This window comes from Kutzneria buriramensis (assembly GCF_003387475.1).
Taxonomy (GTDB): Bacteria; Actinomycetota; Actinomycetes; order Mycobacteriales; family Pseudonocardiaceae; genus Kutzneria; species Kutzneria buriramensis.
The window spans coordinates 1-23932 of the sequence record NZ_QUNO01000026.1 but is presented as its reverse complement, the minus strand read 5'-3'; the positions used below and the strand labels follow the sequence as shown (position 1 = coordinate 23932).

The 23932-nt window shown below is 65.1% G+C and carries 24 protein-coding genes and 4 pseudogenes; 14 read left to right on the top strand and 14 right to left on the bottom strand.

Translation table 11 applies throughout. The features are described from left to right. The first annotated feature begins 9 nt into the window (after positions 1-9). Both BCF44_RS55015 and BCF44_RS48515 read left to right on the top strand, forming a co-directional pair. Entirely contained in the window at positions 10-474 is a 465-nt protein-coding gene (locus BCF44_RS55015; protein ID WP_147328961.1) for a hypothetical protein, read from the top strand. 467 nt (positions 475-941) lie between these two features. Next, on the top strand, positions 942-1172 hold the full coding sequence (locus BCF44_RS48515) for a hypothetical protein (protein ID WP_116181370.1): 231 nt from the start codon (positions 942-944) through the stop codon (positions 1170-1172). 363 nt (positions 1173-1535) lie between these two features. On the opposite strand, the gene BCF44_RS48510 is transcribed toward BCF44_RS48515, so the two are convergent. Continuing rightward, entirely contained in the window at positions 1536-1847 is a 312-nt protein-coding gene (locus BCF44_RS48510; protein ID WP_147328960.1) for a hypothetical protein, read from the bottom strand. A 475-nt stretch (positions 1848-2322) separates the two neighbouring features. Between BCF44_RS48510 and BCF44_RS55010 the strand changes: the two genes are divergently transcribed. Next, complete coding sequence (locus BCF44_RS55010) at positions 2323-2604, top strand: hypothetical protein (protein WP_147328959.1); 282 nt, start codon at positions 2323-2325, stop codon at positions 2602-2604. A gap of 319 nt (positions 2605-2923) precedes the next feature. Here the strand turns inward: BCF44_RS55010 and BCF44_RS48505 are convergent, their stop codons facing one another. Then, positions 2924-3334, bottom strand: a complete 411-nt coding sequence (locus BCF44_RS48505; protein WP_116181368.1) for an SsgA family sporulation/cell division regulator — start codon at positions 3332-3334, stop codon at positions 2924-2926. Between the two features lie 1113 nt (positions 3335-4447). Here BCF44_RS48505 and BCF44_RS48495 point away from each other — a divergent pair. After that, positions 4448-6322 (top strand): AfsR/SARP family transcriptional regulator, encoded by a 1875-nt coding sequence (locus BCF44_RS48495; RefSeq protein ID WP_116181366.1) that lies wholly within the window; start codon positions 4448-4450, stop codon positions 6320-6322. On the opposite strand, the pseudogene BCF44_RS59375 reads toward BCF44_RS48495, so the two are convergent. Next, positions 6319-6825: pseudogene (locus BCF44_RS59375) on the bottom strand (ketoacyl-synthetase C-terminal extension domain-containing protein); the annotation flags it as partial. The gene BCF44_RS48495 and the pseudogene BCF44_RS59375 sit on opposite strands and share 4 nt — an antisense overlap. Positions 6826-7280: 455 nt before the next feature. Here BCF44_RS59375 and BCF44_RS56195 point away from each other — a divergent pair. Beyond that, on the top strand, positions 7281-7442 hold the full coding sequence (locus tag BCF44_RS56195; RefSeq protein WP_170218158.1) for a hypothetical protein: 162 nt from the start codon (positions 7281-7283) through the stop codon (positions 7440-7442). Positions 7443-7501: 59 nt separating this feature from the next. Here the strand turns inward: BCF44_RS56195 and BCF44_RS48485 are convergent, their stop codons facing one another. Then, on the bottom strand, positions 7502-8122 hold the full coding sequence (locus BCF44_RS48485) for a hypothetical protein (protein ID WP_147328958.1): 621 nt from the start codon (positions 8120-8122) through the stop codon (positions 7502-7504). 458 nt (positions 8123-8580) lie between these two features. On the opposite strand from BCF44_RS48485, the gene BCF44_RS48480 reads away from it, so the two are divergent. From BCF44_RS48480 to BCF44_RS48470, 3 genes are read left to right on the top strand one after another with little or no spacing between them, the layout of a single operon-like run. Further along, positions 8581-9282 (top strand): response regulator transcription factor, encoded by a 702-nt coding sequence (locus BCF44_RS48480; protein ID WP_170218157.1) that lies wholly within the window; start codon positions 8581-8583, stop codon positions 9280-9282. A gap of 30 nt (positions 9283-9312) precedes the next feature. After that, positions 9313-10353, top strand: coding sequence for an ABC transporter permease (locus BCF44_RS48475; RefSeq protein ID WP_211353584.1), 1041 nt, complete (start codon positions 9313-9315; stop codon positions 10351-10353). Beyond that, on the top strand, positions 10350-10610 hold the full coding sequence (locus tag BCF44_RS48470) for a hypothetical protein (RefSeq protein ID WP_116181362.1): 261 nt from the start codon (positions 10350-10352) through the stop codon (positions 10608-10610). Before BCF44_RS48475 ends, BCF44_RS48470 begins: the two co-directional genes overlap by 4 nt. A gap of 4 nt (positions 10611-10614) precedes the next feature. On the opposite strand, the gene BCF44_RS55005 is transcribed toward BCF44_RS48470, so the two are convergent. The 3 genes from BCF44_RS55005 to BCF44_RS48460 form a co-directional block, all read right to left on the bottom strand. After that, positions 10615-10863, bottom strand: a complete 249-nt coding sequence (locus BCF44_RS55005; RefSeq protein WP_147328957.1) for a hypothetical protein — start codon at positions 10861-10863, stop codon at positions 10615-10617. A gap of 274 nt (positions 10864-11137) precedes the next feature. Then, positions 11138-11407, bottom strand: a complete 270-nt coding sequence (locus BCF44_RS48465; RefSeq protein WP_116181361.1) for a hypothetical protein — start codon at positions 11405-11407, stop codon at positions 11138-11140. Between the two features lie 155 nt (positions 11408-11562). After that, the gene (locus BCF44_RS48460; protein ID WP_116181360.1) at positions 11563-11862 is read right to left on the bottom strand and encodes a hypothetical protein; all 300 of its coding nucleotides are present in this window, start codon (positions 11860-11862) and stop codon (positions 11563-11565) included. A gap of 342 nt (positions 11863-12204) precedes the next feature. Between BCF44_RS48460 and BCF44_RS48455 the strand changes: the two genes are divergently transcribed. Both BCF44_RS48455 and BCF44_RS48450 read left to right on the top strand, forming a co-directional pair. After that, positions 12205-13359, top strand: a complete 1155-nt coding sequence (locus BCF44_RS48455; RefSeq protein ID WP_116181359.1) for a helix-turn-helix domain-containing protein — start codon at positions 12205-12207, stop codon at positions 13357-13359. A gap of 36 nt (positions 13360-13395) precedes the next feature. Further along, complete coding sequence (locus tag BCF44_RS48450) at positions 13396-14409, top strand: LacI family DNA-binding transcriptional regulator (protein ID WP_116181358.1); 1014 nt, start codon at positions 13396-13398, stop codon at positions 14407-14409. A 5-nt stretch (positions 14410-14414) separates the two neighbouring features. On the opposite strand, the gene BCF44_RS48445 is transcribed toward BCF44_RS48450, so the two are convergent. Then, a complete protein-coding gene (locus BCF44_RS48445) occupies positions 14415-14675 on the bottom strand; it encodes a hypothetical protein (protein ID WP_147328956.1) in 261 nt (86 codons plus the stop codon). A 252-nt stretch (positions 14676-14927) separates the two neighbouring features. On the opposite strand from BCF44_RS48445, the gene BCF44_RS48440 reads away from it, so the two are divergent. Both BCF44_RS48440 and BCF44_RS48435 read left to right on the top strand, forming a co-directional pair. Continuing rightward, entirely contained in the window at positions 14928-16052 is a 1125-nt protein-coding gene (locus BCF44_RS48440; protein WP_147328955.1) for a helix-turn-helix domain-containing protein, read from the top strand. Positions 16053-16135: 83 nt separating this feature from the next. Then, on the top strand, positions 16136-17458 hold the full coding sequence (locus BCF44_RS48435; RefSeq protein ID WP_116181355.1) for a glycoside hydrolase family protein: 1323 nt from the start codon (positions 16136-16138) through the stop codon (positions 17456-17458). 153 nt (positions 17459-17611) lie between these two features. On the opposite strand, the gene BCF44_RS56190 is transcribed toward BCF44_RS48435, so the two are convergent. Together BCF44_RS56190 and BCF44_RS59365 are read right to left on the bottom strand one after the other, a co-directional pair. Beyond that, positions 17612-17785, bottom strand: a complete 174-nt coding sequence (locus tag BCF44_RS56190; protein ID WP_170218156.1) for a hypothetical protein — start codon at positions 17783-17785, stop codon at positions 17612-17614. A 177-nt stretch (positions 17786-17962) separates the two neighbouring features. Continuing rightward, positions 17963-18448 (bottom strand): annotated as a pseudogene (locus BCF44_RS59365) (IS701 family transposase); the annotation flags it as partial. Here BCF44_RS59365 and BCF44_RS48425 point away from each other — a divergent pair. Further along, positions 18432-19567: pseudogene (locus BCF44_RS48425) on the top strand (IS701 family transposase); the annotation flags it as partial. The pseudogenes BCF44_RS59365 and BCF44_RS48425 overlap by 17 nt on opposite strands. Positions 19568-19860: 293 nt before the next feature. On the opposite strand, the gene BCF44_RS55000 reads toward BCF44_RS48425, so the two are convergent. The 4 genes from BCF44_RS55000 to BCF44_RS59360 form a co-directional block, all read right to left on the bottom strand. Next, a complete protein-coding gene (locus tag BCF44_RS55000; RefSeq protein ID WP_147328954.1) occupies positions 19861-20160 on the bottom strand; it encodes a hypothetical protein in 300 nt (99 codons plus the stop codon). Between the two features lie 1073 nt (positions 20161-21233). Continuing rightward, on the bottom strand, positions 21234-21524 hold the full coding sequence (locus BCF44_RS54995) for a hypothetical protein (protein WP_147328953.1): 291 nt from the start codon (positions 21522-21524) through the stop codon (positions 21234-21236). 1422 nt (positions 21525-22946) lie between these two features. Next, positions 22947-23075, bottom strand: coding sequence for a hypothetical protein (locus BCF44_RS58850; protein WP_281283250.1), 129 nt, complete (start codon positions 23073-23075; stop codon positions 22947-22949). Between the two features lie 36 nt (positions 23076-23111). Continuing rightward, the gene (locus tag BCF44_RS59360; RefSeq protein WP_379799339.1) at positions 23112-23576 is read right to left on the bottom strand and encodes a transposase family protein; all 465 of its coding nucleotides are present in this window, start codon (positions 23574-23576) and stop codon (positions 23112-23114) included. 256 nt (positions 23577-23832) lie between these two features. On the opposite strand from BCF44_RS59360, the pseudogene BCF44_RS59355 reads away from it, so the two are divergent. Beyond that, positions 23833-23932 (top strand): annotated as a pseudogene (locus BCF44_RS59355) (transposase); the annotation flags it as partial.

The following is a 23932-nucleotide window of genomic DNA, read 5'->3' as shown; positions in this document are numbered from 1 at the left end:
CACGCTCCGATGGCCGATACCGCTATTGGCAGCCTGGTCAGCCCATCCTGCGACGTGTGGCGTGAACACGCAAGCAAGTTCCGAGAATCGCGCGTCGATAGCGCACTCGTTTCCATGTTTTTCGGATATTCTGCCGCTGAGCTTGACGATGTTGTGGTCGTCTACAACTTTGCTGACATGAACACTGTAGAACTGGCAGCGATCCGACAGGCCTGTCTCGACGGCGCGCCACGACCCCTTGAGCTGCGTAATCTGGTTACGCCGGTCAGTTGCGTGACGAGTATCGGGGTCGACAAGATGGCACAAATCGCCGTCGCCGCTGACCAGCGCGCCGCCGCCCGTTTCGCGCAGACGGATCGCCAGTGGGCGGCCATGCAGGCGACCATCGGCCTGTTCCATGGAAGCGACAGCCTTGTCGATCTCTGCGGTGCCGAACCGGTTTCAGTCGACGCGCTGATCAACGTTCGCGGTTAAGACCACATCTCATTTGGGCGCGTTGCGGGGCAGGCGATAGCGTTGATCGCTTATGGACGCCGTGGAGAAGGGGTACCGGGAGTCGGTGTGGCTGCTGGCACACTCGCTGCTGCCCGATGCGCCGCAACGCCACCAGGGCGGCGGCCGGCGCCGCCTGCGGTGCTGGCCGCCATCCTGTAAGTGCTGCGGACCGGTGCGCCTGGGACGCGCTGCCGTCCTCGTTCGGGGTCAGTCGTGCCACCGCGCACCGTCGGGTTCACCGAGTGGGTCGAGCCGGAGGCGTTCACCCACCTGCACGAGAGGCTGTTGGATCTGCTCGGCTCGGCCGGGGCGATCGACTGGTCGCGGCATCGGTGGACAACGTGCACGTCCGTGCGGTCAAGGGGGGACCTGACCGGCTCCAGCCCGGTCGATCGAGGCAAGCCCGGCTCGAAAATCCACGCGATCAGCGACCGGAGCCGCCGCCGTTGGCCGTGGTCACTTCTGCGGCCAACCGCAACGATCATCTGGAGTTGGCGACGGTGGTCGATGCCGTCGCCCCAGTCAAGGAACCGACCGGGCGGCCGCGCAAGGTGCGCGCGGACAAGGGCGACGACTATCCGCCCTGCCGAAAGGCGATGAGTCGGCGGGGCATCATCGCCCGGATCGCCCGCCGGGTATCGAGTCGGCCAAGTGCCTGGGTCGCCATCGGTACGTGATCGAGCGGACCCTGTAGCGGGTATCCTGCTTCCGTCGGCCGGCCCGCCGCTACGAGTGCAAGGCCGTCCACTTCACGGCGTTCGCCCGGTTGGACTGCGCGGTCATCTGCTACCGCCCGGCTCGTGCAATGCAGTTTGAGACTGCCGACCAGGCCGGCGAGCTCCTCAGACGACGGACGCTCCTGACCGGCCTGCGCACCAAGATCATCCCACACCGACGATCAAGCCCCACAAACAACCGAACCTGCTACGCGGAGACGAGGTGGCGACATAGCCGATCAAACACCTACTTGGTCGATGCCGGTCTGATAGGAGCACCAAGTTGCCTGAATGTCGGCTAGGCCGCCCGCCCTCACGTCAACATCAGCGCAACGACGTCCAGAGCGCCGTCAGGTCGGTGACCGACTGGTCGCCGAACGAGCCAGCCAGGCCGGCGAGTGACTCAGCATAGTGATGCACACTGCCGAATGTGCGGGCCAGTGCCAGCTCATGCGCGAGGTGTTCGGCGAGGTCGGTTCGCCCCATAGCCAACGCCCTCTCCATGGCCGCGAACACTGCCCCGATACCCAGCCCACAGCCCACTGGGTCTAGCACGGTCGCCAGTTCGAGCGGCGCCAACTCACCGCCGCCAGTGGCCGGCATCCGCTTGTCGGCGATGGTTTCGACAAGATTCATTCTCATACCCTTCAGGAGTAGAATGACACCGCGACGAACAGTAGCACTCCCCCTATCGCAAAGAATCCACAAGCCTGATGAAGAAATCTTCTTACAATTTTCCTTGAAATTCTAACCATCACATCGACGAACTACAGCGGGTTGAATGGCCGTCACACTGAGGTGATCTCGCCAAGATTGTTGTGCTGAACGCCGAAGAAGCCCACGCGGTTGGGACGGTCAGGTACCAGGCCGCAGAACCGAGACCTCCGAAGGTGGGTGGGGAGCCCTGGTACTACCGGGCGGCCCGGAGGAGCCTCGCGCTCAGACAATCCGACAGCGCATGTCTGGGGGTCCCGCGGTGTCCGCAGCCCACAACACCGCACGCCATGGCCACTCGCGAACCTCGTGAGAAAATTCCGCACTGCATTGAAAGAATCGCGAATCGATCGATCGGTGGATTTCCGTCGACTAAACTGATGGTAGCTTGACTGCCATGAACGAAATTGAACGCTTGGCGAACGCAGGTACCGTTGCCGAGGGGGGCTTTCTTGTTTCGCTCGACATCCGCGTAGCCTCGACTCCGCTACTGTGCGGTGCGGTATGGGTTCAGGGAACCAAGTGTGTGGTTATCGGCGGAGCGAATGCACTGGAGAGGCTTGCCGCCGTTATCGGTGTCGGCGGACGACGCATTGTTGATAGCCCGTTGAGTCGTTTGCAGCACGATGCGGCAGGAATGTCGGTCCACGATCTCGCCAGCTGTCTGACGACATCCTGAACGCCCGATCTTTGGGTCGGCCAGGAAATCACTTCCGAGTGACGCAGAATCAGGTCACGGAAAGGACATCCTGGTGTCGCTCGGAACCCGCGCGAACAGGCCAGGTCGGGTGAGCTAATTCATGTGTGGTGTGTGCCACGAACCATGGCACACACCACACATGTGTTTTTTTCGGTTGGGCGGCCAGAACTTTGACAGGTACACCTCGACACTGTGCCTCGGTTGGCGACGAGGGGCTTACGGCCCTTCTCACGGGCACAGGTACCGGCACGTTCTGGGCCCGGCCTTCATATATCACAATGCCAACCGCGACTTCCGTTCAGTATCCGCGCAGCTTCGCGATTTCAGTATCAAAGTCGATGAACGCGCTCTCCTCGCCTGCGGCGACGCATTCGAATGTGCCGGCGAGGAACGCGCCGAGCGCCACAGCCGCGACCTCCAGCACGGCCTCGCCATCCGGCGAGGACAACGCAAGCACGATTACCTGTCTACTGCCAGCCGGTGACACCCGCACGTTCCCCTCGCCGACCGGCGAGAACATCCCGTCCACGAGCAGATCCCGTCCGATCAGCCAGCGCACGTTCGATCCGCAGTCGAGATCGACTGTGACCGCGTACGGATCGCCGCTGTCGTAGCAGAGCTCTGCCAGCACAATCCGTGATGAGTCCTCGCCCGAGGGGCGTAGTTTGGAGAACAGGGCCGCATAGACCATCTCGTGGTGGACTTCCATCGGGCGCACCTTCGACAGGACTGGAGGCCGGACCCATCAGGGGCTCGGCGTGATGCCGGAAGCATAGAGGTTCATGCCTGGAACACCTCATACATTGGGACGACTTCGGAACGATTTCCGAACTTCACGGTACGCGCTGTGCACGAAATACCTTCGATGCGCGCAGACGCCTCCGCATCGCGAAACACTCGGATGTTCGACGCCACAGACCCGCAACGGCAAGATACTCCGTGCAAACACTGACGACTGGCGAAATAACGCAGCATGAACGACATTCAAGCCTACGCACGCCGGCCCCTCGCAGAACGAGTCGCAGCCTTGGCCGAGACGGATAAGCAAACCACCTTCGCCCACTGCAGATCACCAGCACATACACATTCGTAGCGTGCACGGACCTGTAGACCATCATGGTCACAGCGAAAGCAGGTTTCTATATCAGACGTGCCGCCCACGTCGCGTTCGGCTTCGTTGGCGACCTGCCCATTGCCCTGCGGCGAGACGACTGGTCAATAGATCCGATGACTGTGACAGAGTTGCTCGAACTCGGCTGATTCAGCTGGCGACGGACAGCCGGGCGTCGGCGACGGCCGCGCTGCCATCGGGAGTGAGTACCGCCGGTACGCTCTCCCCCAACCGCCCTGGCTGGCCCGGGGCAATCAGCCCCGCGCGCGTCAGGGACCTCGCCGTAATCTGGTCGCAGCAAGGAAGCCCATCCACGTAGAGGTCGAGCTCACAGCTCAGGGTCAACCGGCCGCGTCCGGCGGCTACCGCGCGGAGCATGTTCAGTGCGCGACGGCTGAGTGGTTCGACGTCGAGTCCCATCGGAATACCACCATTCATCCGCCCGGTTCGATCTGGACAGGATATCCCGCCGCAACGACGAGTACCATGCGCGAAACAAGAACTTGTTTTCCGAACTATGCAGGTCACCACGACTACCTGAAGCTGGCCGACCCGATACGATATCAGCCCCCGTCACCCTGCCCATGGACGAACAACAGGGTCGCGGACGTCGCATCCCGACTCACGCTGACAAATTCCCTAATTGGTCGGAATCCGCTCTTGCGGGCATTCGAGTGCACCTAGGATCCCTGGGACCCGGGAGGTGCGCCCATGCAGATCCGTGTGCTCGGCCAGTTCGAGGTGACCCGTGGTGAGATACCGGTCACTCTGTCCCAGGGCAAGCTTCGACAGGCGTTTGCTCTACTGGCGATCAATGTCAACCAGGTCGTTCACATCGGACAGTTGATCACAGAACTCTGGGGTACGACCCCTCCAGAGAAGGCCATAGGCACACTCCAGACCCACATGTCCCATTTACGCAAGCTCCTGGCCGTGGGCGTACCCGCCGACGGCACGGCCACGATCCTGCACACCCGGAACATCGGTTACACCCTCACGTTGCCCGATGACGCTGTGGACGCCTGGCTGTTCACCGAACTGGTCGACCGGGGCCAGGCCGAGTTCGACCACGGCAAGCTGGAGGTCGCCGCCGTTACTCTGCGCGATGCGCTGGCCCTCTGGCGCGGCCGAGCCCTGAGCGACGTGAGCCCCGGCCCCGAGCTCGAAGGGCACGTCCGGCGGCTGGAGGAAATTCGCATCGCGGCTATAGAACAGCACACGGACATCCAGCTCATGCTCGGCCGCCACGGAGAGGTCATCACCACACTTGGCGCCCTCGTCCGGGAGCACCCCGTCCACGAGGGCCTCCACGCCAAGCTCATCACCGCTCTGCACCGCGCCGGCCGCCGCGGCGAGGCCCTGAAGGTTTTCCAACGAATCCGCACTGCCTTGATCGAGAGCCTCGGCCTGGAGCCTGGCCCACAACTGCAAAGCGCCCAGCGCGCGCTGCTTGTGGGCAATCTTGACCAGGCGGTCGCCACCACCGGTGCAATCCACACTTCCGCTCTGCTGGAATCACCCGCTCAGCTGCCCCCGGATGTGCCCGCCTTCATCGGTCGCACGGACGCAAGGGCGGCTGTTGAGCACCACCTTGCCAACCGCACCACCAACGCCCCCGCCGTAGTCACCGTCGTGGGGCCGCCGGGCGCGGGCAAGACCGCCTTCTGCGTCCACTCCGCCCACGCCGTGCGCGCCCGTTTTCCGCACGGCCAGTTCCACGCTGACCTTGCCAAGATCACTCCTGAGCAGGCGCTGGACAGCTTCTTGCACGCCATCTTCGGGCCTACCGGCGGGCTGCCCAACGGCGCGCTGCCCAACGGCGCGGACGCACGCGCCCGGCTGTTCCACAACTGGACCGACCGGCGCCGTGTCCTGGTCGTGCTCGACAATGTCGTCAGCGAGGGCGAACTGACTCAGCTCATCCCCCAGGGTAGCGGCGGAGCCGCCATCATCGGAACCCGCACTCGACTGTCCCAACGCGCCGTCGGTCTCCATGTGGAGCTGCCGAGGCTGACCGAACATGAAGCCCTGGAGCTGCTGAGCAGCATCATCGGCTGGGGACGCCTGCGCCGTGAACTAGATGCCGCCCGCCAATTGATCCACATGTTCAGCGCACTCCCAGCTGCCCTGGTCGCGTGTGGCGGCCGACTGGCGGTCCGTCCACATTGGTCAATTGGCCACCTTGTAGAACGTCTGCGCAACGAGGACGACTGGCCTGACGAACTCGTCAGCGCTCAGATGGACGTATTGCACGGTGTGGAACTAACCTGCCGTGCACTCCCGGCCGGTCACGGTGCTGCCTTCCTTAGCCTGGTCCGCAATACCGCCCCCATCAGCGTCAGCCAGGCCGCCGACATCCTGGGCGTTGACCGCCGCTCCGCTGAGTTGACGTTGGAAACCTTGGTCGAGTTCCAGCTCGCCGATGTCGAAGCGGTCACGGCGGATTCGGCGCTCAAGCCCTTCCGCTACCGATTCGCACCGCTCGTGCGAGCCTGCGCGGCGAGGCTAATACAGTCAGACTTACGACTCATCGCCGCCGAAGGAGATCTGCCGGACAGCAAACCACGTGCGGTTTCAGCTTTCTAAGCTTGTCTTTTAAGCTTTTCGTCGATGTTTGGTCCCCACCTTGTGGTGTGTCGGTCGGCTGTGCGCGACTCCGGTTGCGAGTACTCGTCCGACGTCAAACCGTTGCACGGCAACACGGTTGGCTCGATCCCGGTAGCCTTCCTGGTGGCCCGGGTCGAACGGGCGCGAGGCTGCCGCCCGGCTTCGACAGTGGCCGCCGGCAGCTCCGGCGCCTGCCTGACAACGACGTGGCAGTTGGTACCGCCGATGCCGAACGAGCTGACACCAGCGATGTGGAGCCCGTCCGACCGCCACTCCTGAAGCGCGTCCACCAGCCGGAACGCCGATCCAACCAGGCTCAGCTGCGGGTTTGGCCGGTAAAGGTGGGGCGTGGCCGGCAGGGTGCGGGGTTCCAGCGCCTGCACGGCCTTGATCCGGCCGGCGACGCCGGCGGCCGAGTCGGCGTGCCCGACGTTGCCCTTGAGCGAGCCAACCGCACCAGGGCGATCCGCCGGCCCGAACGCCCACTTGAGCGCCTACACCTCGATCAGGTACCCCAGCGCTGTTCCGGTGCCGTCACACTCCATAGAGGACACCGGCGTGGTTCGACGTCGGCGACGGCCAGCGGCTCGGCGTTGGTGCGGGCCTGGCCGAGCGCGGAGGGAGCGCGGTGAAGCCGGCGCGCCCGGCACCGTCGTTGCCGACCGCCGAGGCTCATAAACACCGCGCGCACCTGGTCGCCGTCGGCGAGTACGTCCGATAGCCAGCTCAGCAACGACTCCGGCTCCTTGAGTGAACACCACGCCTCGGGCGTTCGCGCTGTACGGGGGGTGTGTCCGTCGGCGGAGAACGGGCCGTCGGGACATGGAGGTAGCCATGTCCATGAGGGAACATGCGGTAGTCGGCGACGTTGCCGGTGTGCAGGTGCGGGCTGACGGCCGGATCAGCGCCACCCAGCGGGTCGAATCGGTGGGCGAGATTGGTCACCGGGTGGGCGGAGATCGCGGCGCCGGCGCAGGCACCGACCGCGTCCGCGGCCGCGCGCAAGGCCTCCAACCACTCGTCCCGGCTGGGGAAAGACACTGTCGGCGCCGCGGCGGAAGTCCGCGAAGTCGCGGTCCGCGTGCTGCGCCGGCGGTGACATCAGGAACTGCCCCGACGTCATCAACTGGTAGTGCTCGACGCTGCCTTCAAGGAACATCACCCAGCCGCTGGGGCCGACGAGGTCCCTGATTCTGGACAGAGCCCCGGTGGTGTGGTGGGCTGTGTGCAGGACATTGGCTGTGCTCGGACGGTGTCCCTGCTCGGTGCATTCGCGGTTGACGTCCAGCAGTCCACGCCGCAACCAAGGCAAGTGCCCGACTGTCGCCCGTGCGAAGTCAGGAAGGACCTGGTCAGGTCGGTGAGCAGGTAATCGACTTGCTTGCCTTGCAGGGCATCGATCACCACCACGGTCGTGCCGCCGATGCCGGAGCCGAGCTCGACGACCCGCAACTCCGGCCGTGAATCGGCGAACTCCGCGATCACCACCGCTGCGACCGCGTTCGCATTGCGGCTGGACAGGTTGCGCTGGCAGACGTCATGGACGACGTCCGAATCGCCGTCGGCGAACAGCAGCGCCTGCAACGACACGGCGTCCCGCAGCAATTCCGGCAGGTAGGAGGCCGACGCGCGGAAGAACCTTGCCATGCCAAGGCCCTGCTCAAGACCGGCGGCTATGGTGTCGAGGCCGGCGAGCACGCCATCGATCGCCGCCGCGGAGGCCTCGGTCAGTCCACCGTAGACACCGGTATTCCCTTCCCACCAGGCGATCGCCACCAACGGCAGACGATCCCTGGTGGCGCGGCACCTATGAATCGGTAGATCTGATCGAGGTCGTACTCGTCGCCGTCACCGGCGAACAGGCCGGAGCAACGCAGGGCGTGGGCCATCGTCAGCCATGCCACACGGTCGAGTTCGCGGATGAGCCGGTAGAGCGAGTCCAGGTCGGCGCCGCCGACAGCCAGATCGGCCTGCCGTCGGGCGGCCGACTCCGGTTCACCTCAGGATCACCCGTCCGGATCGGTCGCACTGTCGTCCATCCCGCCCTCTCGCCGTGCCCCAGAACGACCAGACGTTAGATGAAAATGATTATCACTCAGATCGATGTGACGGCCTCGCTCGCCCTCCCGTACGCCATGCCCGCCATGCGCGGAAGTCTTTCGTGTCGATGCGGTTTCCCCTGCCTCACAAGGAATTGGCACGTATGGAAGTCCCCGACCAACTGTTCTAATGGGTCAATGACCCCCACCACAACGCGGATCCAACTGCTCGTGGTCGATGACGAGGTCAGCATCGCCGCCCTGCTGTCCACAGCGTTTCGCTTCCGCGGCTTCGACGTCACCGTCGCGTCCACGGCGCGTCAGGCCATCGACCACGTCACACGACACCGCCCTGACGCCGTCCTGCTGGACCTGACCCTGCCCGACAGCGACGGATTCACGCTGTACGATCGGTTGCGCCAGGCCGGGTTGGCCGCGCCGGTGTTGTTCCTCACCGCTCGCCACAACGACGAGGACAAGGTTCGCGGTCTCTCCGTCGGCGCCGACGACTACGTCACCAAACCGTTCAACATCAACGAACTGGTCGCCCGGGTGCGGATCCTGTTACGGCGCGGTCCGGTGTTCGCCACGACTCAGGTCGGACCGCCGCACGCGGCCGGCATCCAACTGGATCCGCTGACCCAACAGGCAATGTTGGACGACCGGACGGTCGAACTGAGCGGGACCGAGTACAAGCTGCTCAACCACCTGATCACGCACGCCGGTCGGCCGGTCGCCAAGGCGGACCTGCAGCTGGCGGTCTGGGGTCACAACCGCACCCACGACTACGGCAACATCGAGACCTACATCTACTACCTGCGCCGCAAACTCGCCGACACTGAGCAGCGCCTGATCAGGACGATCCGCGGTGTCGGTTACCTCGTCCCCGCGCAGTCGTAGGAAAAAGTCCCGCATATCGAGGAGGCAGCCTTGTCCAACGACACCTCGGTGCGGTCGACCGCGCTCGAGCCTCGTAAGGGCACGTCGCGTTCCCGCCGTGTGCTCGTCGTCTACGGCATGGTCCTGGCCACCCTGGCACTGTTCGTGCTGTTCGCGGTGCTGTGCCCGCGCACCTTCCCGACGCCGCTCAATCTCCGACTGATCACGGCCGGCAACGCCGTGCCGCTGGTCATGGCGCTCGCGGTGACCGTACCGATGGTGGCCGGGAAGATCGACATGTCCGCGGGCTACGCGCTGGGCCTGTGGCAGGTGATGGCGGTGTCGCTGCAGATCGACGGCATCGACTGCTGGCTGGCGATTCCACTGGTACTGGTCGGCGGCGCCGTCGTTGGACTGGCCAACGCCCTGCTGATCGAGTTGGCCAAGGTCGACGCCTTCGTCGCCACCCTCGCCACCGGCCAGCTGATCTTCGCGATCAGCTACTGGCGCACCGGCGGCCGACAGCTGGTCGACCCCGGCAGCCAGCAATCCGCCTATCTCCACGGGCTGGTCGACTGGTCGATTGGGCCGGTCGCCGGTCCGTTCGTGCTCGCCGTCGCCCTTACCGTCGTGGTCTGGGTCGTACTGGAGTTCTTCCCTGTCGGCCGCTACCTGTACGTGGTCGGCTCTAATCGCCACGGCGCCGAGTCGACAGGCATTCGCTGCCGGCACTACGTGGTCGGCTCGATGATGGCCGCCGGTGTGCTGTCCGCGCTCGGCGGCATCCTGCTCGCCGCCCGTCAGGCCGGCATAGCCCAGGCCGACATCGGCCCGGGCTTCCTGCTGCCCGCACTGGCCGCGGCCCTGATCGGCTCCACGACCATCCGTCCCGGCCGGGTCAACGCCTGGGGAACGCTGACCGGTGTCACGGCTACCATGATCGGCATCTCCGGCCTGCAGCAGGTGCTTCCCGGTCAGTTCTACCTGGAGCCACTGTTCACCGGACTCACATTGGTCGCGGCCATCGTCATCGCCAGCCTCGCCAGCCACAAGCGAGCGGCTCGCGCCCGACAGCTCTCGGTCGAGCCGTGAAGCGCTGGGTCGTCACGGCCGTCGCCGTCGCCCTGCTGGGATCCGCGTGCACCGGCCCGATCGACGCGGCGCTGAGCGACCACACTCCGGTGGCCGCCGTCGACATGACGGTTCCGCCCGGCGTTAAGGACATCCTCACGGACGCCCGGCAGCGGGTGGCCGAAGGTCTCAACAACGCCGCGGGGTTCTCACCTCTCCCAGGGGACCGCGAGCTCAGCGCCGGGGCGGCACTGTCACGCACGTCGCGGCCGACCTGACCAACTACGGTGTCAGCAGCGTCGGCAAGGCGGTGGTCGCGGCGGCGTGGCACGTCACGATCCTGGACGGCATGGGCAATGCCAAGGACGCACGCAGGCTTTGTACCAGGCCATCGCCTTGTGGCCATTGGGCATCATGCTGTGCGGCTTCGACGCCACCGAGCAAGCCGAGACCATCCGGCAAGCCGCGTCCGCGGGCATTCCCGCGGTGGTCTGCCACGCCGGGCTGGCGTTGGCTGAACTCATCGGCCATTCCCCGACGGTATTCCTGTCGACAACCTCAGCCGGTCGTGCTGCCCGAATGGCCACCGATTCGGGGCGCCGTCTCCGAATCGGTTACAGAACCGGCCCGACCGGATCCCCAAGATCACCGGTCACGAACCAGGGGACTTCAGGCGCTGACGGCGGGCCTGGCCGGCCACACGCTGACCATGGACGAGAGCCGCCGGATTCCGGCCCGAGCACGGCGCAGGGGTGGAGTCACGCGTTGCGTGCTCCCACCCCTGCGCCGTGAACAGCGTTGCCGGTCAGGCGGTGTGACCACTGGCCAGGGCCAACAGTTGGTCGCCGGATAGAGCTACGGACACGGCGCTGGAGGCCACGGGGCTCTCCGCGGTGAGGTGGGAGCCGTAGTGCGCCGCGACGTACCTGTTCACAGCAGCCTGAGCGAGCACGCCGAACGCGCCGCCAGCGAGGGCCGCCCAGAAGCACGAGGTGGGCAACGCCGCCTCCACCACTGCGAGCGGGCGGACCTCTCCGCCGGACGGACCGTTGGCGAACATCTCGATAGCGTTCATCAGTTTTACCTTTGTCTCGAAGGAAAATGTCACAGCAGCGTCAGAGAACGCCGCTCAACGTGACGTGGGCGAATGCGACACGTCCGCCGAGGTGAACAACACAGACTTGCCATGTCCAGGAAATTCAATTCAACACATGAGACGTGCGCAGTGCGTCACCGCAGGTTCGACGACACGTTATCGAGCAGGGCGATGAGCTCGTCACCTGACAGGCTCACCACCATTCCGTCGATCTCCGGAGCATGGTCCGTCGAGAAGTTTCCATGCACAAAATGCGCCGTGACATACTCGACCGCCTTCTCACAGATAGCGACGGTGATCACGCCGAGCGCCGCACCGTTGGCCGCGGCCCAGAAGCACGACGCGGGCGCGACCGAGTCGGTGAGGTCGAGCGGCCGAACGGCGGCGCCCGCAGGACCGTTTGCGAAGAACGAGACCGCACTGTTCTTACCCATCTACTGTCCCCTCTGACTGTAGCTATTTCTATTTCCCACAATGGCCCAACCACTGCCCAGACATAGACTTTACAAGAGGGACACTATAGAGACATCCACCATCATGACCAAATTAGCCCCCGGACTATCCGAACAAGCAGAGAAAACTGTTCAAAGATTTCCACAAGTCCGCAACGGGCGCCGACTCCACAAAAATCGGAGAAAGTTCCTCGCCGCAAGGAACGACCTGCGGCGGAGATCTCGATGTAACGCTTGCAGCGACCACACGGCCGGTGGTTCACTGCAAAACACATTCGCGTGGGCGCGAAATAACCCCTTAACGGCGGGAGGACTGGTCCAGTGATGGGTACGGATCTGAGTCGTGAGGCCGTCCGCCCCGACGACGCGCGCGTGCTCGCCGACTCCCTCGACACGTCGGTCCTGGCCGATCGAGCACTGACCGCCGCGTCCCCGGCCGCCCGTAGGTTCGCCGATCTCGAGCCGTTGCTGCGGATCGTCACCGCCCATCTGGTCGCGGTGGCCGAAGGTGTCCCCCAACCACGGCCCGACCTGCACAGGCTGGGAGTCAGCGCGGCCGTCACCGGAGTGTCGATCGACGCGCTGGTCGGCGTGCTCGGCGACCTCACTGTCCGAGTGATGGACGAGGTCACGCTCGTCGCCGCGCCGGCGCTCGCCGACTTGACCGGCCGGCTCAAGCAGATGATGGCGAGCGGGCACCGGCTGACGAGATCGCTGCTGAGTGGATTCCTGAGCGGGTGGCTCGGCGACAGACCGGCGGCCGAGAGCTGGAGTGACGAACAGCTGGTGCGCAAGCTCCTGTCCGGCGCCGAGGTGCCCGAAGACCTGCCTCAGCGACTGGCCGATTCCTACGCCGTGGTGGCCGTCCGGGCCAAGTCCTCCGACACGATCACCCAGCTGCGGCGGATGCTGGCGACGTCGGCATGGTCGACTTACGCCGCTCTCCTGCAGGGCGTCGGCGGCTACCTGGTGGGCCCAGCGGCCCGCGTCGAGGTCGCGACCGACGTGGCCAGGCAACTGCGTGGCCTGACCACGGACGCGCTGTGGTGCGGGGTGGCGTGGGGACAGCGCGCCACGCTTGCCGCCACCGGCGAGGAGGCCGCAGAGGCCGTCGCCATCGCGATAGCCACCGCGAGCCCCCCGGGGACATACCGTGTTGCCGACTTCCTCGTCGAATACGCGGCGTCCCGGCAGGACAGGCTTCGCGACGAGCTGATCCGCATCGGCCGACCGGTGGTGGCCAACCACGTGCTGCGGACGACGTTGAAAGCCTTGCTGGAGGCCGACAGCAACCGCAGCCAGGCGGCTCGACTGCTCGTGGTGCATCGGAGCACACTGGACTACCGCCTGAGCCGCATCGAGGCGATGACCGGTCATTCCCCGACGACGCCGCGCGGGTTGCAGGTGCTCGGCGCCGCGTTGACCATCTGCACTGTGGACATGGAACGCGCCGCCCTTCCTTCCGTGGCCAACCACTAGTGAGCACACAAGCCACGAGCACACCGGGAAGCACTGATGGTCTCGATCCGTGACGTCGCTCGATATGCGAACGTCTCGACGGCGACGGTGTCGAGAGCGCTGCGCGGACTTTCCTCGGTGACCGCGGAGACCAGGGCTCGGGTCGAGTCAGCCGCCGCCGAGCTGGGATACGTGTTGCCGTTCAACGCGTCCAGCCTGGCTTCCGGCCTCACCAACTCGGTCGGCGTGGTGGCGCCGTTCACCTCCCGATGGTTCTTCGGCACGGTCATCACCGGGATCGAGCGCGTGCTGCGCGATGAAGGGCTGGATCTGGTGCTGTACGGAATCGGCGATGCCGAGAGCCGCACCCGCTTGTTCGAGCAGATGTCGATGCGGCGCAGGGTCGACGCGATGATCGTACTCTGCCTGCCGCTGACCAAGCGGGAGCTCGCCGCGGTGCGGAGCCTGGGGGTGCCGGTGGTGTTCGTCGGCACGCGGGTGGCCGGCTTCTCCTCGGTGCGAATAGAGGACTTCACGGCGTCGGCGCATGCGGTCGACTACCTGATTCGGCTGGGACACGAGCGCATTGGGCTGATCTGTGACGACGATCCCGCGCCGTTCGGGTTCACGACTCCGCGACAGCGAAAGCAGGGCTACCTGAGTGCGCTGCACGCTGCCGGCATCACGCCGCTGCCTCAGTGGCAGGCCGTGGGCGGGTTCACGGTGGCCGGCGGCGAGGCGGCGATGAACACGCTGTTGGACGGCGACTCGCCGCCCACCGCGGTATTCGCGCTGTCCGATGAGATGGCTTACGGCGCGCTGCGGACGTTGCGACGGAGACGCCGGACCGTTCCCGAGGATGTGTCACTCGTGGGTTTCGACAATCACGAGCTGGCGGCCGCGCTGGACCTGACCACCGTCGCCCAGCCAGTGGTGGAGCAGGGCAGCGAGGCCGTGCGGGTGCTGCTGGACGAGTTGCGCGGGCGGTCGACCACACCGCGGGACGTCGTGGTGCCGACCGAACTGGTCGTGCGGGCCAGCAGCGGCAGCCCGGTCGGGATGCCGAACTGACTGCCTCAGGCAGGTTTCCTCAGCCGTGTCACGGAACTGTTCCCGCTCGCGGCCATGGCGAACGGGACTGCGCCGATGCCGGCGCTCCCGACCGCCATGGCGAACGCGGCTGCGTCGCCCGGTTCCGGCTCGGCCCACTCCCCGGCCGGCACACCGATGCCCACCCGCCCGTCGGGCAACCGCACCACACTGCTCGACCGCTGCCGGCCGGCAGCGTCGCGACACCGGACCTGGTGTGCCTTGATCTCGTCTGACACGACTGTCACCGCCCTTCCCCAACCGAATAATCGACCACCATCAGAGTAGCCCCAGAGGTTCACCCGACCAGAGCAACACAACCCCACCAAGCATCTTTGAAAAAAAGTGAAACACCTTCCGAAATTCGCCGACAATCAGCACAGTGACCCAACGAACATGCAAATCTGCCTGGCACCCCGATTACACTACGACCAAGCAGATAATACCAAATGGAGCGAACCGTGAAGGCACCGGTCACACGTGAAGGAAATTCACGAGTAATGACTGCACCTGGGTCCGTCCACGCCGACCAGCATCGAATAAGCATCTGGTCGCACGTCGTCAAGGAATTCGGCGGTCTGACCGAAGAACAGCACCGAAAGGCTCGAGAAACCGTCAAGGTGGCGATCGCGGTCTACTGCTCTCAGGTGGACAGTGGCGCGAGCGCGGAGTGGGACCCCAGCGACGAGGCCGCGCTGCGTACCCTCGGCCTCAGTTGGGCGCTGCGGCGATGGCCACTCGATCCGCTCCTGGACCTGCTGGACAAGGTCGAAGAGCAGGCCGCCGCCACGCTCACCCGCGCCGTCCATGGCAAGCCCGAACTGATCGCCCGGCGGCTGCGATCACTCACCGAGACCGGCAATCGATTGACGCGTGAGCTGCTCCTCGGATACCAGGAAGCGCGCGGCGCCCGGGCCACCAAACTGCATCCGACCGCGGTTGAGCTGCTACACGGCCGCCCCGCCCCCGCGGCGACGGGCGCGATCGCCCTCGCCTACGCCGTCCTGGCCTACCGGACGACCGCGCCGACCGGCCATACGGTCGACAGCCACCCCGTCGGGCCACTCTCTGACGACGTCCTGTCTGCCCTCTGTCCGGCCGGCGGCTACCTGCTGGTGCCGGCCACCGACGGCGTCTCCGCCATGCGACACTGCGCCGAACTGCACAAACAACTGCCTTCACCCTCATGGGCAGGTGTGTGCTGGGCACCCACCGAACAATTGCCACAGGCCCGCGCCGAGGCCGTGGACGTAGTCGCCTCCGCGCTCGCGTTCGGCCGCGCCCCAGGCTGCTATCGGCTCAGCGACGTGTTGGTCGAATACGCGGTGCTGGCGCAACCGGCAGTGGTCAGTCCCACGGTCTCGATAATCGAACCGGTGGCCAACAGCCCCCAGATGCTGGCCACCTTGCAGGCGTTGCTCGCCGCTGACGGAAACAGGACCAAGGCCGCAGCAGACCTGGAGATCCATCGCAGCACGCTGGACTACCGGTTGCAACGCATCGAGGATGTCACCGGGCAGGACCCGACGTCGACACGCGGCCTGCAGGTGCTGGGCACCGCCCTGACCGCGCGCGAGGCCGCTGTCGACGTCGCCCCGGCGTCGGCAACCGATTCGGCGGGCTGAGAACAGAGATTTCCGCAGAACGCTGATTCCACGACCTGGTCGGACAGATATAGGATTGGATGACTTCACCGATTGGAGCCGGGATGCGTTTCGCACCCCCTGGTCTTTTCCTCAACGACTTCGAGCTGCTCACGATCGATTCCGTATACCACCTGCTGCATGTGCAGGGACCGTGGGCCGCGACCTTCGACGAGAAGACCATGGAGACCTCCTACGGCCACGCCTCGAGTCTGAATCTGGTCGACTGGGAGCCCCTCGGCCCCTGTTTCGGGGTGGCGTCACCCGGCAACTTCGACGATTCCGGGGTCTGGGCCATGCACACAGTGCCCCTGTCGTCCGGAGCCGCGATGGCCTATACCGGGGTCACCGCCCGCCCCTGGGCAGAACAGGCAATCGGGCTCGCCCACACCGACAGCCGCGACGGCACCGGCTGGCGTCGGGTGCGGTCCGACCCGATCGTTCGGGCCGACCCGCGTTGGTATCGTGTCGACGAGCCCGGCATGGCCTGGCGGGATCCGTTCGTGGTACCCGGCGAGGGAACGCGGTGGGCGATGGCGGTGTGCGCGTCCGACCGGAGCAGGCCGCTCGGAGTGTCCGGCTGCGTTGGTCTGGCCACATCCGATGATCTGGTGAACTGGGAGGTCCAGCCGCCGATGCTGAGCCCAGGCACGATCGACGAGCTAGAGTGCCCGGTGCTGGAGCGGATCCCGCAGGGCTGGCTGCTGCTGGGCTCGCACGCTCCTGTGCACCAGATCCGGGCCTGGACCGCTCCCGAGCTGGGTGGGCCGTGGCACCCGCTGGGGCCGATCGCCCCGCCCGGACCGTACGCCCCACGGCTGGTCCGTGGCCCGAGGGACGAGTTGCTGCTGCTGCACACTGTGCAGCGCAGGACCGGACTCACCGACGAGGGGAAGCCATGTCGAGGCATGCTCGCACAGCCGAAGCTGCTCGACCTGAGTGACCCGACGCGACCCAGGTTGCGCTGGTGGCCCGGCCTGGACCCGTATTTCCTGCCGGCATGCCTCTCCGGCCAGACCAGCGGCACCGTCACTGTGAGGCCGAAAGGCCCGGTGTCAATCGCGCTACGGCAGAGCTTGGAGCTGCGCTACGTGGACCGCTCGCTGGAGTTGTGGCGGCCGGGAGGGGGCGGGGAGGTCGTCGAGCTGAGGTCCGTTCCGACACGGTTGCGCCTGCTGCTTGTCGGGGAGTTCATCGAGGTGTACGCCGACGACGAACTCGTGCTCTGCACAAGTGACTACGGAGGCCGCATCCCGCCCATGCTGTACACCAGTAGGGGACCGGGCGTGCAGCTGCAGCTGCGGCCGATCGCCACCCTGGCTACCACCCGGGACGACGTGTCGAGCATGTTCTCGTACAGCTTCCCACCGCTGCGCCGGCTGGGATGACGAGCTCCCCTCGTGGCGACCGGTCCCAGCCGGACCATGAGGGGATCCTGGGCTCTCGCGTCACCTGTGTCACCCCCCATCCAAGTGACGCGAGAGCCCTCTTCGTTCCCGACGGCGCTGGCCGTCCACATCGGACCTCTACCGGGCGCGCCTTCACTCGTCGAGCGCCAGCGCCGATTGCCGCTGCCGGACGAGGCCGACAACAGTCACCACAACGGTGAGCACCGCGCTGGCCAACAGCTGGGGTCGCCCGGCGTCGTCGAAGAGCATGCCCACCAGCAGGGTGACCCTGCCCACGATCGCCGCCCAGGTACGCACACCCCACATTCGCACCTTAGTACGACAACGACAGGTTGTGATCTCGTCTCCGGTGGTGGCTGGCGCGAGCGCGAGCCTGGCTCGCCAACCGCCGCCGTGACCAGTGCAGGACGTGATCGACCGTGTGGACAACGCGGACCACGGCCCAATTCCATAACCGGCGAACCTCGTTGACCGACAACAGGATCACGGTCTGACCGCCGCCTGCGGCTGAGCCCCCTTTTCAAGGGTTGGCCGTGTGATCACCAGGAACGCCAGCGCCGTCATCGACAACGTGCTGTGCAGGGCACCACGCCTGGTAGCCCCGCACTTGGTAGTGATCCAGGCCGGTCTCGTTCTTCGCCGTCTGGAAACACTCCTCGATCGCCCAGCGGCTGCCCGCGACTCGGACCAGCTCCGCCAAGCTGGTATCGACAGGCCCGAAGCACGCGTAGTAGGCGATGTCGGTCGGATCGCTGACCGAGCGACGGGCCAACAACCAGTGCCCCTGCCCCCACCGGCGCAGCGGTCGGATCTCCACCGCCGTCCAGTCCAGTCCGACACCCGAGGGCCACGAACTCCGTCCCCGCAGCTGAGCCGCTGCCGATCTGCGTCCGCGACGTCGGCAATCATCCGCGCAACCCGAACCTTGGCCAACTGCATGGACACCACCAAGATGGACTTCGGCACCGCCGCCGCGACGGATGGTGACCCGACCGCGTGGGTGGCCGGACTGGACGATCTGTTCGCGCAAGTTGCGCGGGGTTCCAGCGAGCGGAGCCCCGGCGGCGGACACGAGCCTACGTGCGTGGCCTACTGGCGCCGCTGGCCGGAAAGAACGGGTGGACATTGGCCGAGGCGGCCGGTGACCTGACTCCCGATGGCATGCAGCGCCTGCTCAACGCGGCGGTCTGGAACGCCGACGGTGTGCGGGATGACGTCCGCACCTAATCGCGGTCAGCCACCTGGGCGAGCGTGACGGCGTGTTGATCGTGGACGAAACCGGGTTCCTGAAGAAGGGCTGCAAGTCTGCCGGCGTCCAACGTGAGTACTCCGGCACCGCCGACCGCATCGAGAACTGCCGACTCGGAGTGTTCTGCGCCTACGCCACAAGCAAAGGCCGCACGTCGATCGACCGCGAACTGTGCCTGCCGAAGTCCTGGATCGCCGATCGGGACCGCTGTCGTAAGGCCGCGGTGCCCTGACGAGGTCGATTTCGCGACCCAGCCAGTGCTGGCGCGACAGATGCTCGCCCGTGCTATGGACGCCAGCGTGCCCGCCACGTGGGTCACCGCCGACGAAGCCTACGGCGGGGACTCAAAGTTCCGCCGTTGGCTGGAAGACCAACGCATCGGCTGCGTCGTGGCCGTGTCCAGCAGTCAGACCATCCCCGCGGTGGCCGGCCCGTCCCGCGCCGACATGCTCGTCGCCCACGCACCCGATCAGGCGTGGAACGCCGCAGCTGTAGTGAGGGAGCCAAAGGACCACGGAGGTTCGACTGGGCCGTCGCGGAGTTACCGACCTACTCCGACACCACCCCGCCCGGATGGGAACGGTGGCCGCCGGCTCGCCGTTCACTGACCCCCAACAGTAAAGGCAAGTACGAGATCGCCTACTACTTGTGTTGCGCTCCAACAGGAACGACCGATGACGACCTCATTCAGATGGCCGCGGCGCGATGGGCGATCGAGGACTGTTTTCCAGACCGCCAAAACCGAAGTCGGCCTGGACCACTACCAAGTGCGTCGCTACGACGCCTGGTACCGGTACATCACCCTGGCGATGCTCGCGCACACCTACCTCGCCGTCACCGCCGCGATCGCCCCAGAAGCCCTGGCAGCGGCCTCATCCCAGTCACATTGGGCGAGGTCAAACGTCTGCTGGCACACCTGATCACCACGCCGTTCAACCACGTCGTGACCTGGGCCTGGTCCCACTGGCGCCGCCGGCATCAATACCGCGCCCACCAACCCCACTACCAGCGCAGACAGGTCAAATACTACGAAGTGCGGCTGGAGTACCAATACGACAACGGCTGTACCACTACTGCAGTCTCAACCCGGTCTCCCGCAGCTAAACCGGGCGAGGTCCAGAGTCGGATGCTTTCAGCTGGACGCCACACCAGTCCGAATGGCGACCAGGGCATCAACTGACGCGCCAGAAATCTCGGTAAGATAGCTGCCGTCAACCTCGAAATCCCCCACGAAGCCACCATGCGCAGCCTTTGCCGCAGTCCGCAGCGCATTAGCACGAAAGAAGCCGGCAAGATTGACAGCGGTGTTGACGCCAGCCTCGGCAACAATTTCCGCGAAACACGCAATCAGATTGTTAGCCACAGTGATACTCAAAGGTAATAGAGACTTCGACTTGTTGGAAAAATGACCAAAAGCGGCTACTTCAACCATTTTTATAACTCGCTTTCGCGGTACCCATACCCGAACACCTCTGACCTGGGACGATGCGGGGGCCTATGAAGAGCCCTTGATCAAGACTTCCAGGTCGGAGCCGATTACCGGCCTACACCCCCGTGGACGGACACGTCTCGCGCGCAGATTCTTACATCCAAGATTCAACAAAAATGGCAAACGAATTCTATTTTGAATAGACTGAATCACACCCCACAGCCTCATGGCTATGCCGACGAAGACGAGGCGAGTTAATGCTACACAAGGCGAGCGGCGACACCCATCGGGGCACATGCACCATTGCACTGAAATACTAGTCAGATAATTTTGGAAAACCGACTAGAATATTGAGGACAACCCCGATGCTGCCACCATCTGGTATTGACCATGGTCGCGCGTTCCGGTAGCGCACTCTGTTGTCGCCTGCAGCGATGGTGAGGGCGAGATGTTCCTGTGCGCAATCCGGGACGGTCATTCCCGAAAAGTGTTGGGCTACAGCGTCATGGCGCGGTGGCGACACGAGGCGGCCGGCGTCGTGGCACGATTCTGCATTCGGACCGCGGCGGCGAGTCCACCGCGCACCTGACGGCGCGGGCGTGTTTCCGACATGGGCTGCGGCGGTCGATGGGTGCGACCGGGATCTGCTGGGACAACAGCCCGGCGGAGTCGTTCTGGTCGACGTTCAAACACGAGGAGTACTACTGGCGCGTGTACGCTACGAAGGCGAAACTCATTGCCACGGTTGACAAGTTGGCACTTTCTACAACAGTGCGCGACGACACTCCTCGATCGGCATGCTCAGCCCGACGCCTATGGGAAATCACCGCCAGCGGCTGCTTGAACCTTGTAAGCCCTGTCCACCGTTCGAAGTGAACCTCACTAGGCGAGTGCGCGCGGGACATCGAGCATGGCTCGATACGTGATCACATGGACTCCTTGGAGACATGGAGATCATCTTTGACGAGAGCACTTCCACCAAGGGCTCCCCGTCCGTCTTCGCGCGGGATTCCCTACCCCGCCACCTCGAATCAGCGCTTCGTGTTTGGCAACCCAATCTTGGCGAGATCACCTCACTAGGCGCCGGCAATTGCGCCACACAGGGCGTCGGCGGACATCTCCGAGAAGAGCGCCTGACCAAGCTGCCGACCGGTAGGGACTGTTAGATTCGACTGATGAGTAAAGCCTTGACGGGCGCGGGCGGGGAATTGCCATACGGACCGAACCGCTTCTCCTTCAAGCACCTGAACGAAACCCTTTGTCGCGACTACTATATAGGCACATCCTGTGGGCGAGACCGGCTCGACCACCTCCAGTGTTTGCATATTCACAAACCCAGCAGTGGCGGCCAGTTCGATGTTGTTCACCGCTCAATTTCTCCGTTCGCAAGAGTTGACTCCGTCAGCTTAACCTGTCGCCTGCCGGTTCGCATGTAGTGAGACTGTCGAAATTTTTGGGTAATAAGTCGGGTGTCGTGTGGTCGCCTGCCGCCTGCCGTGTTCACGGACTCTGGGCCAGTTTGCGTGATCAAGTAGTTCGGGTGTCGATCGGATGTGTGATCATCTTCAGCGTGCGGTGATCATGTTGTTGACGTGGCGCTTCCGCATCTCGGCAGTGTGGTGATCGAGCGGATCGAGCGAGCGGCCGATGCCGTGTACGTGTGGGTGCGGTCCCGGGCAGGGAGGTAGCCTGCCCCACATGTGGTCACCCCGCGCCGGTCGGGTGCACAGCCGCTACGATCGGCGGCTAGTTCTGTCTGCGTGATGTGGTTTTGGCTCAGATTCCGTGGAGCGCGCTCGCCCGACGGACCCGTCATCGCAGAATCCGACAACCCCCACGACGCGGTCGCCTTGGTCATCGCCCCACCTCCCGAATGACTGCGGGCCAGCTGTCACCGGCACCGCCGACGACCTTGACAGATCAGATTCCACATAATCAGGCGGTTCACGCGGCCTTCGCCGATCCCGCTGCACCAGCGCAGGGTGAGCCCGGCTTTGACCGAGTCGTGGTTACAGCGCAACCCTCGAACAAATGACCGCAGTGCTGGTGGTCATCGGTGTCGACGGTGGTCATCCACGCCTCCAGCTCCTGACCGCGTCGCGAACATAGCACGGTGGCGAAGGTGCGGACGTGGCCGGCCAACGCGGTCAGCTGGGTGCTGGTGGCGAGGATGGCGTCCAGCCTCCGTTGGTCGGTCCCGTTCATGTTCGGCGGGTTTGTCATGATCTAGCGGACGACGTGACGGACCGAGGGCGGTGTGCGCGGGGGCCGTGGGATGCCCGCGGTGGTGCGGAACTGTCGTAGGTAGTGGCGCACCAGGGTGTGGCCGCCGCGATAGCCGCGTGCTGCGATCTCGACGAACAACACGGCGGCATTGGTGCAGCCCTCGCTGCAGCGCTGGCGCAAGTAGGGTTTGAGCGGCTCTAGGATGCTCGTCCGGCGCCCAGTTCCGTTGTGGGTCAACAACTCTTCAACGGTGTCGGCGCGAGCGAAGCGGCACACTCTGCCTCGCGCGAGACCGAGTTGTCGGCAGATCTCTCTGATCGCAATGCCTTGGTCCAGCATTGCGTGCACGGCCGCGTGCCGTTCACACGCTCGAACTGCCCACCGATCCGTCCGGTCCGCCGGCGCAACGGGTGGCGGAGACTGCGGGTGCTCGTCTGGATCGGCTGACCGTCGTCGTCAGCCTCGTCGCCGTCAGCGTTGCCGTCGGTCTGGACGGTCAGGGCGGCGGTCAGGCAGTCCTGGTGTCGGGCCACGGTGCGTTCGACCGCCTCGGCCAGGTTGGCTCAGATGTGCCAGCGATCGGTGACCTGGGTCGCGTCCGGTGCGCCGTCGCGGGCGCCGTCGGCGTAGGCACTGGCGCGGTTGCGGCAGACGATCTGGACGCCGGGATGGACGTGCAGCCACTCGGCCAAGGTCGGCGCGGTGCGGTCGTGAGCACATCGATCGGGCTATGGGACTCGAGGTCGACCAGCAGCGTGCCGTAGTGGTGACCTCCGCGCAGGGCGAAGTCGTCCACGCCGAGCACCCTCGGAGTGGGGTGTGGCGGGTCGGGAAGGCCACGCAGGATCCGTAGCAGCCTCATCCGGCTGACCGATGCGGCCAGGTGCCGTGTCAGTCGGGCACCGGCACGGCCACCAAGGGCTAACGCGACCGCGGCCAGCACCCGTTGTAAGATCGCGGTTTCGCCGGGCGTGTCGGCTCGTCAGCGCGGGTACCTGCTCGGCGAACGTCTTCTTGACGCAGTGGGGGTTGTCGCAGAACAACCGCCGGACCTGCAATCGGATCAGCACTTCCTGGCCTGCGGTGGCGGTGTCGGACAGGTGCCGGTCGTAGCGGCTGTGCACCCGGCCCGATGCCATCCCGCAGCCCGGGCAGGGTGCCGGTGTCTCGCTCGTGCGTGCGTGGATCCGCACCCCACAGCCGGTTGTCCATACCGTCTCGATCTGGACGCAGGTCAGATGCGGGCAGAGGGCCTGAAGCAGATCGCGATCAACGCACTTCGCTCATAGTCAACTAGTAGGACTTTGTTACTTCGGGATGGCCTGTGAGATGATCTTGGAGTGATGCCCGCCGAGTTGGACGCTGTGCGTGACCGCCTGGAGGAGTTCGCCGGTGAGGTGTTCGCGCCGTTCTCGCGGCGGGAGCAGCGACTCAACGGCGGGCTGTACCTGCGAGGTCAGCGTGCACGCCGTCACCGACACCTGCTCGGCCCCGCTGAACTGGCGCCTGTTCCTGCCCGAGAGCTGGGACGACCAGAAGACCGACGATC

Excerpts from the sequence above, each read along its gene's own strand:
- BCF44_RS48450 (WP_116181358.1), top strand. The coding sequence starts at position 13,396 with ATGGTCTCGATCCGTGACGTCGCTCGATATGCGAACGTCTCGACGGCG.
- BCF44_RS48505 (WP_116181368.1), bottom strand. The coding sequence starts at position 3,334 with ATGGAAGTCCACCACGAGATGGTCTATGCGGCCCTGTTCTCCAAACTA.
- BCF44_RS55000 (WP_147328954.1), bottom strand. The coding sequence starts at position 20,160 with ATGGTTGAAGTAGCCGCTTTTGGTCATTTTTCCAACAAGTCGAAGTCT.
- BCF44_RS48455 (WP_116181359.1), top strand. The coding sequence starts at position 12,205 with ATGGGTACGGATCTGAGTCGTGAGGCCGTCCGCCCCGACGACGCGCGC.
- BCF44_RS55010 (WP_147328959.1), top strand. The coding sequence starts at position 2,323 with ATGAACGAAATTGAACGCTTGGCGAACGCAGGTACCGTTGCCGAGGGG.
- BCF44_RS48435 (WP_116181355.1), top strand. The coding sequence starts at position 16,136 with ATGCGTTTCGCACCCCCTGGTCTTTTCCTCAACGACTTCGAGCTGCTC.
- BCF44_RS48460 (WP_116181360.1), bottom strand. The coding sequence starts at position 11,862 with ATGGGTAAGAACAGTGCGGTCTCGTTCTTCGCAAACGGTCCTGCGGGC.
- BCF44_RS48495 (WP_116181366.1), top strand. The coding sequence starts at position 4,448 with ATGCAGATCCGTGTGCTCGGCCAGTTCGAGGTGACCCGTGGTGAGATA.
- BCF44_RS48480 (WP_170218157.1), top strand. The coding sequence starts at position 8,581 with ATGACCCCCACCACAACGCGGATCCAACTGCTCGTGGTCGATGACGAG.
- BCF44_RS55005 (WP_147328957.1), bottom strand. The coding sequence starts at position 10,863 with ATGGCCGATGAGTTCAGCCAACGCCAGCCCGGCGTGGCAGACCACCGC.
- BCF44_RS48440 (WP_147328955.1), top strand. The coding sequence starts at position 14,928 with ATGACTGCACCTGGGTCCGTCCACGCCGACCAGCATCGAATAAGCATC.
- BCF44_RS48465 (WP_116181361.1), bottom strand. The coding sequence starts at position 11,407 with ATGAACGCTATCGAGATGTTCGCCAACGGTCCGTCCGGCGGAGAGGTC.
- BCF44_RS56190 (WP_170218156.1), bottom strand. The coding sequence starts at position 17,785 with ATGTGGGGTGTGCGTACCTGGGCGGCGATCGTGGGCAGGGTCACCCTG.
- BCF44_RS48510 (WP_147328960.1), bottom strand. The coding sequence starts at position 1,847 with ATGAATCTTGTCGAAACCATCGCCGACAAGCGGATGCCGGCCACTGGC.
- BCF44_RS55015 (WP_147328961.1), top strand. The coding sequence starts at position 10 with ATGGCCGATACCGCTATTGGCAGCCTGGTCAGCCCATCCTGCGACGTG.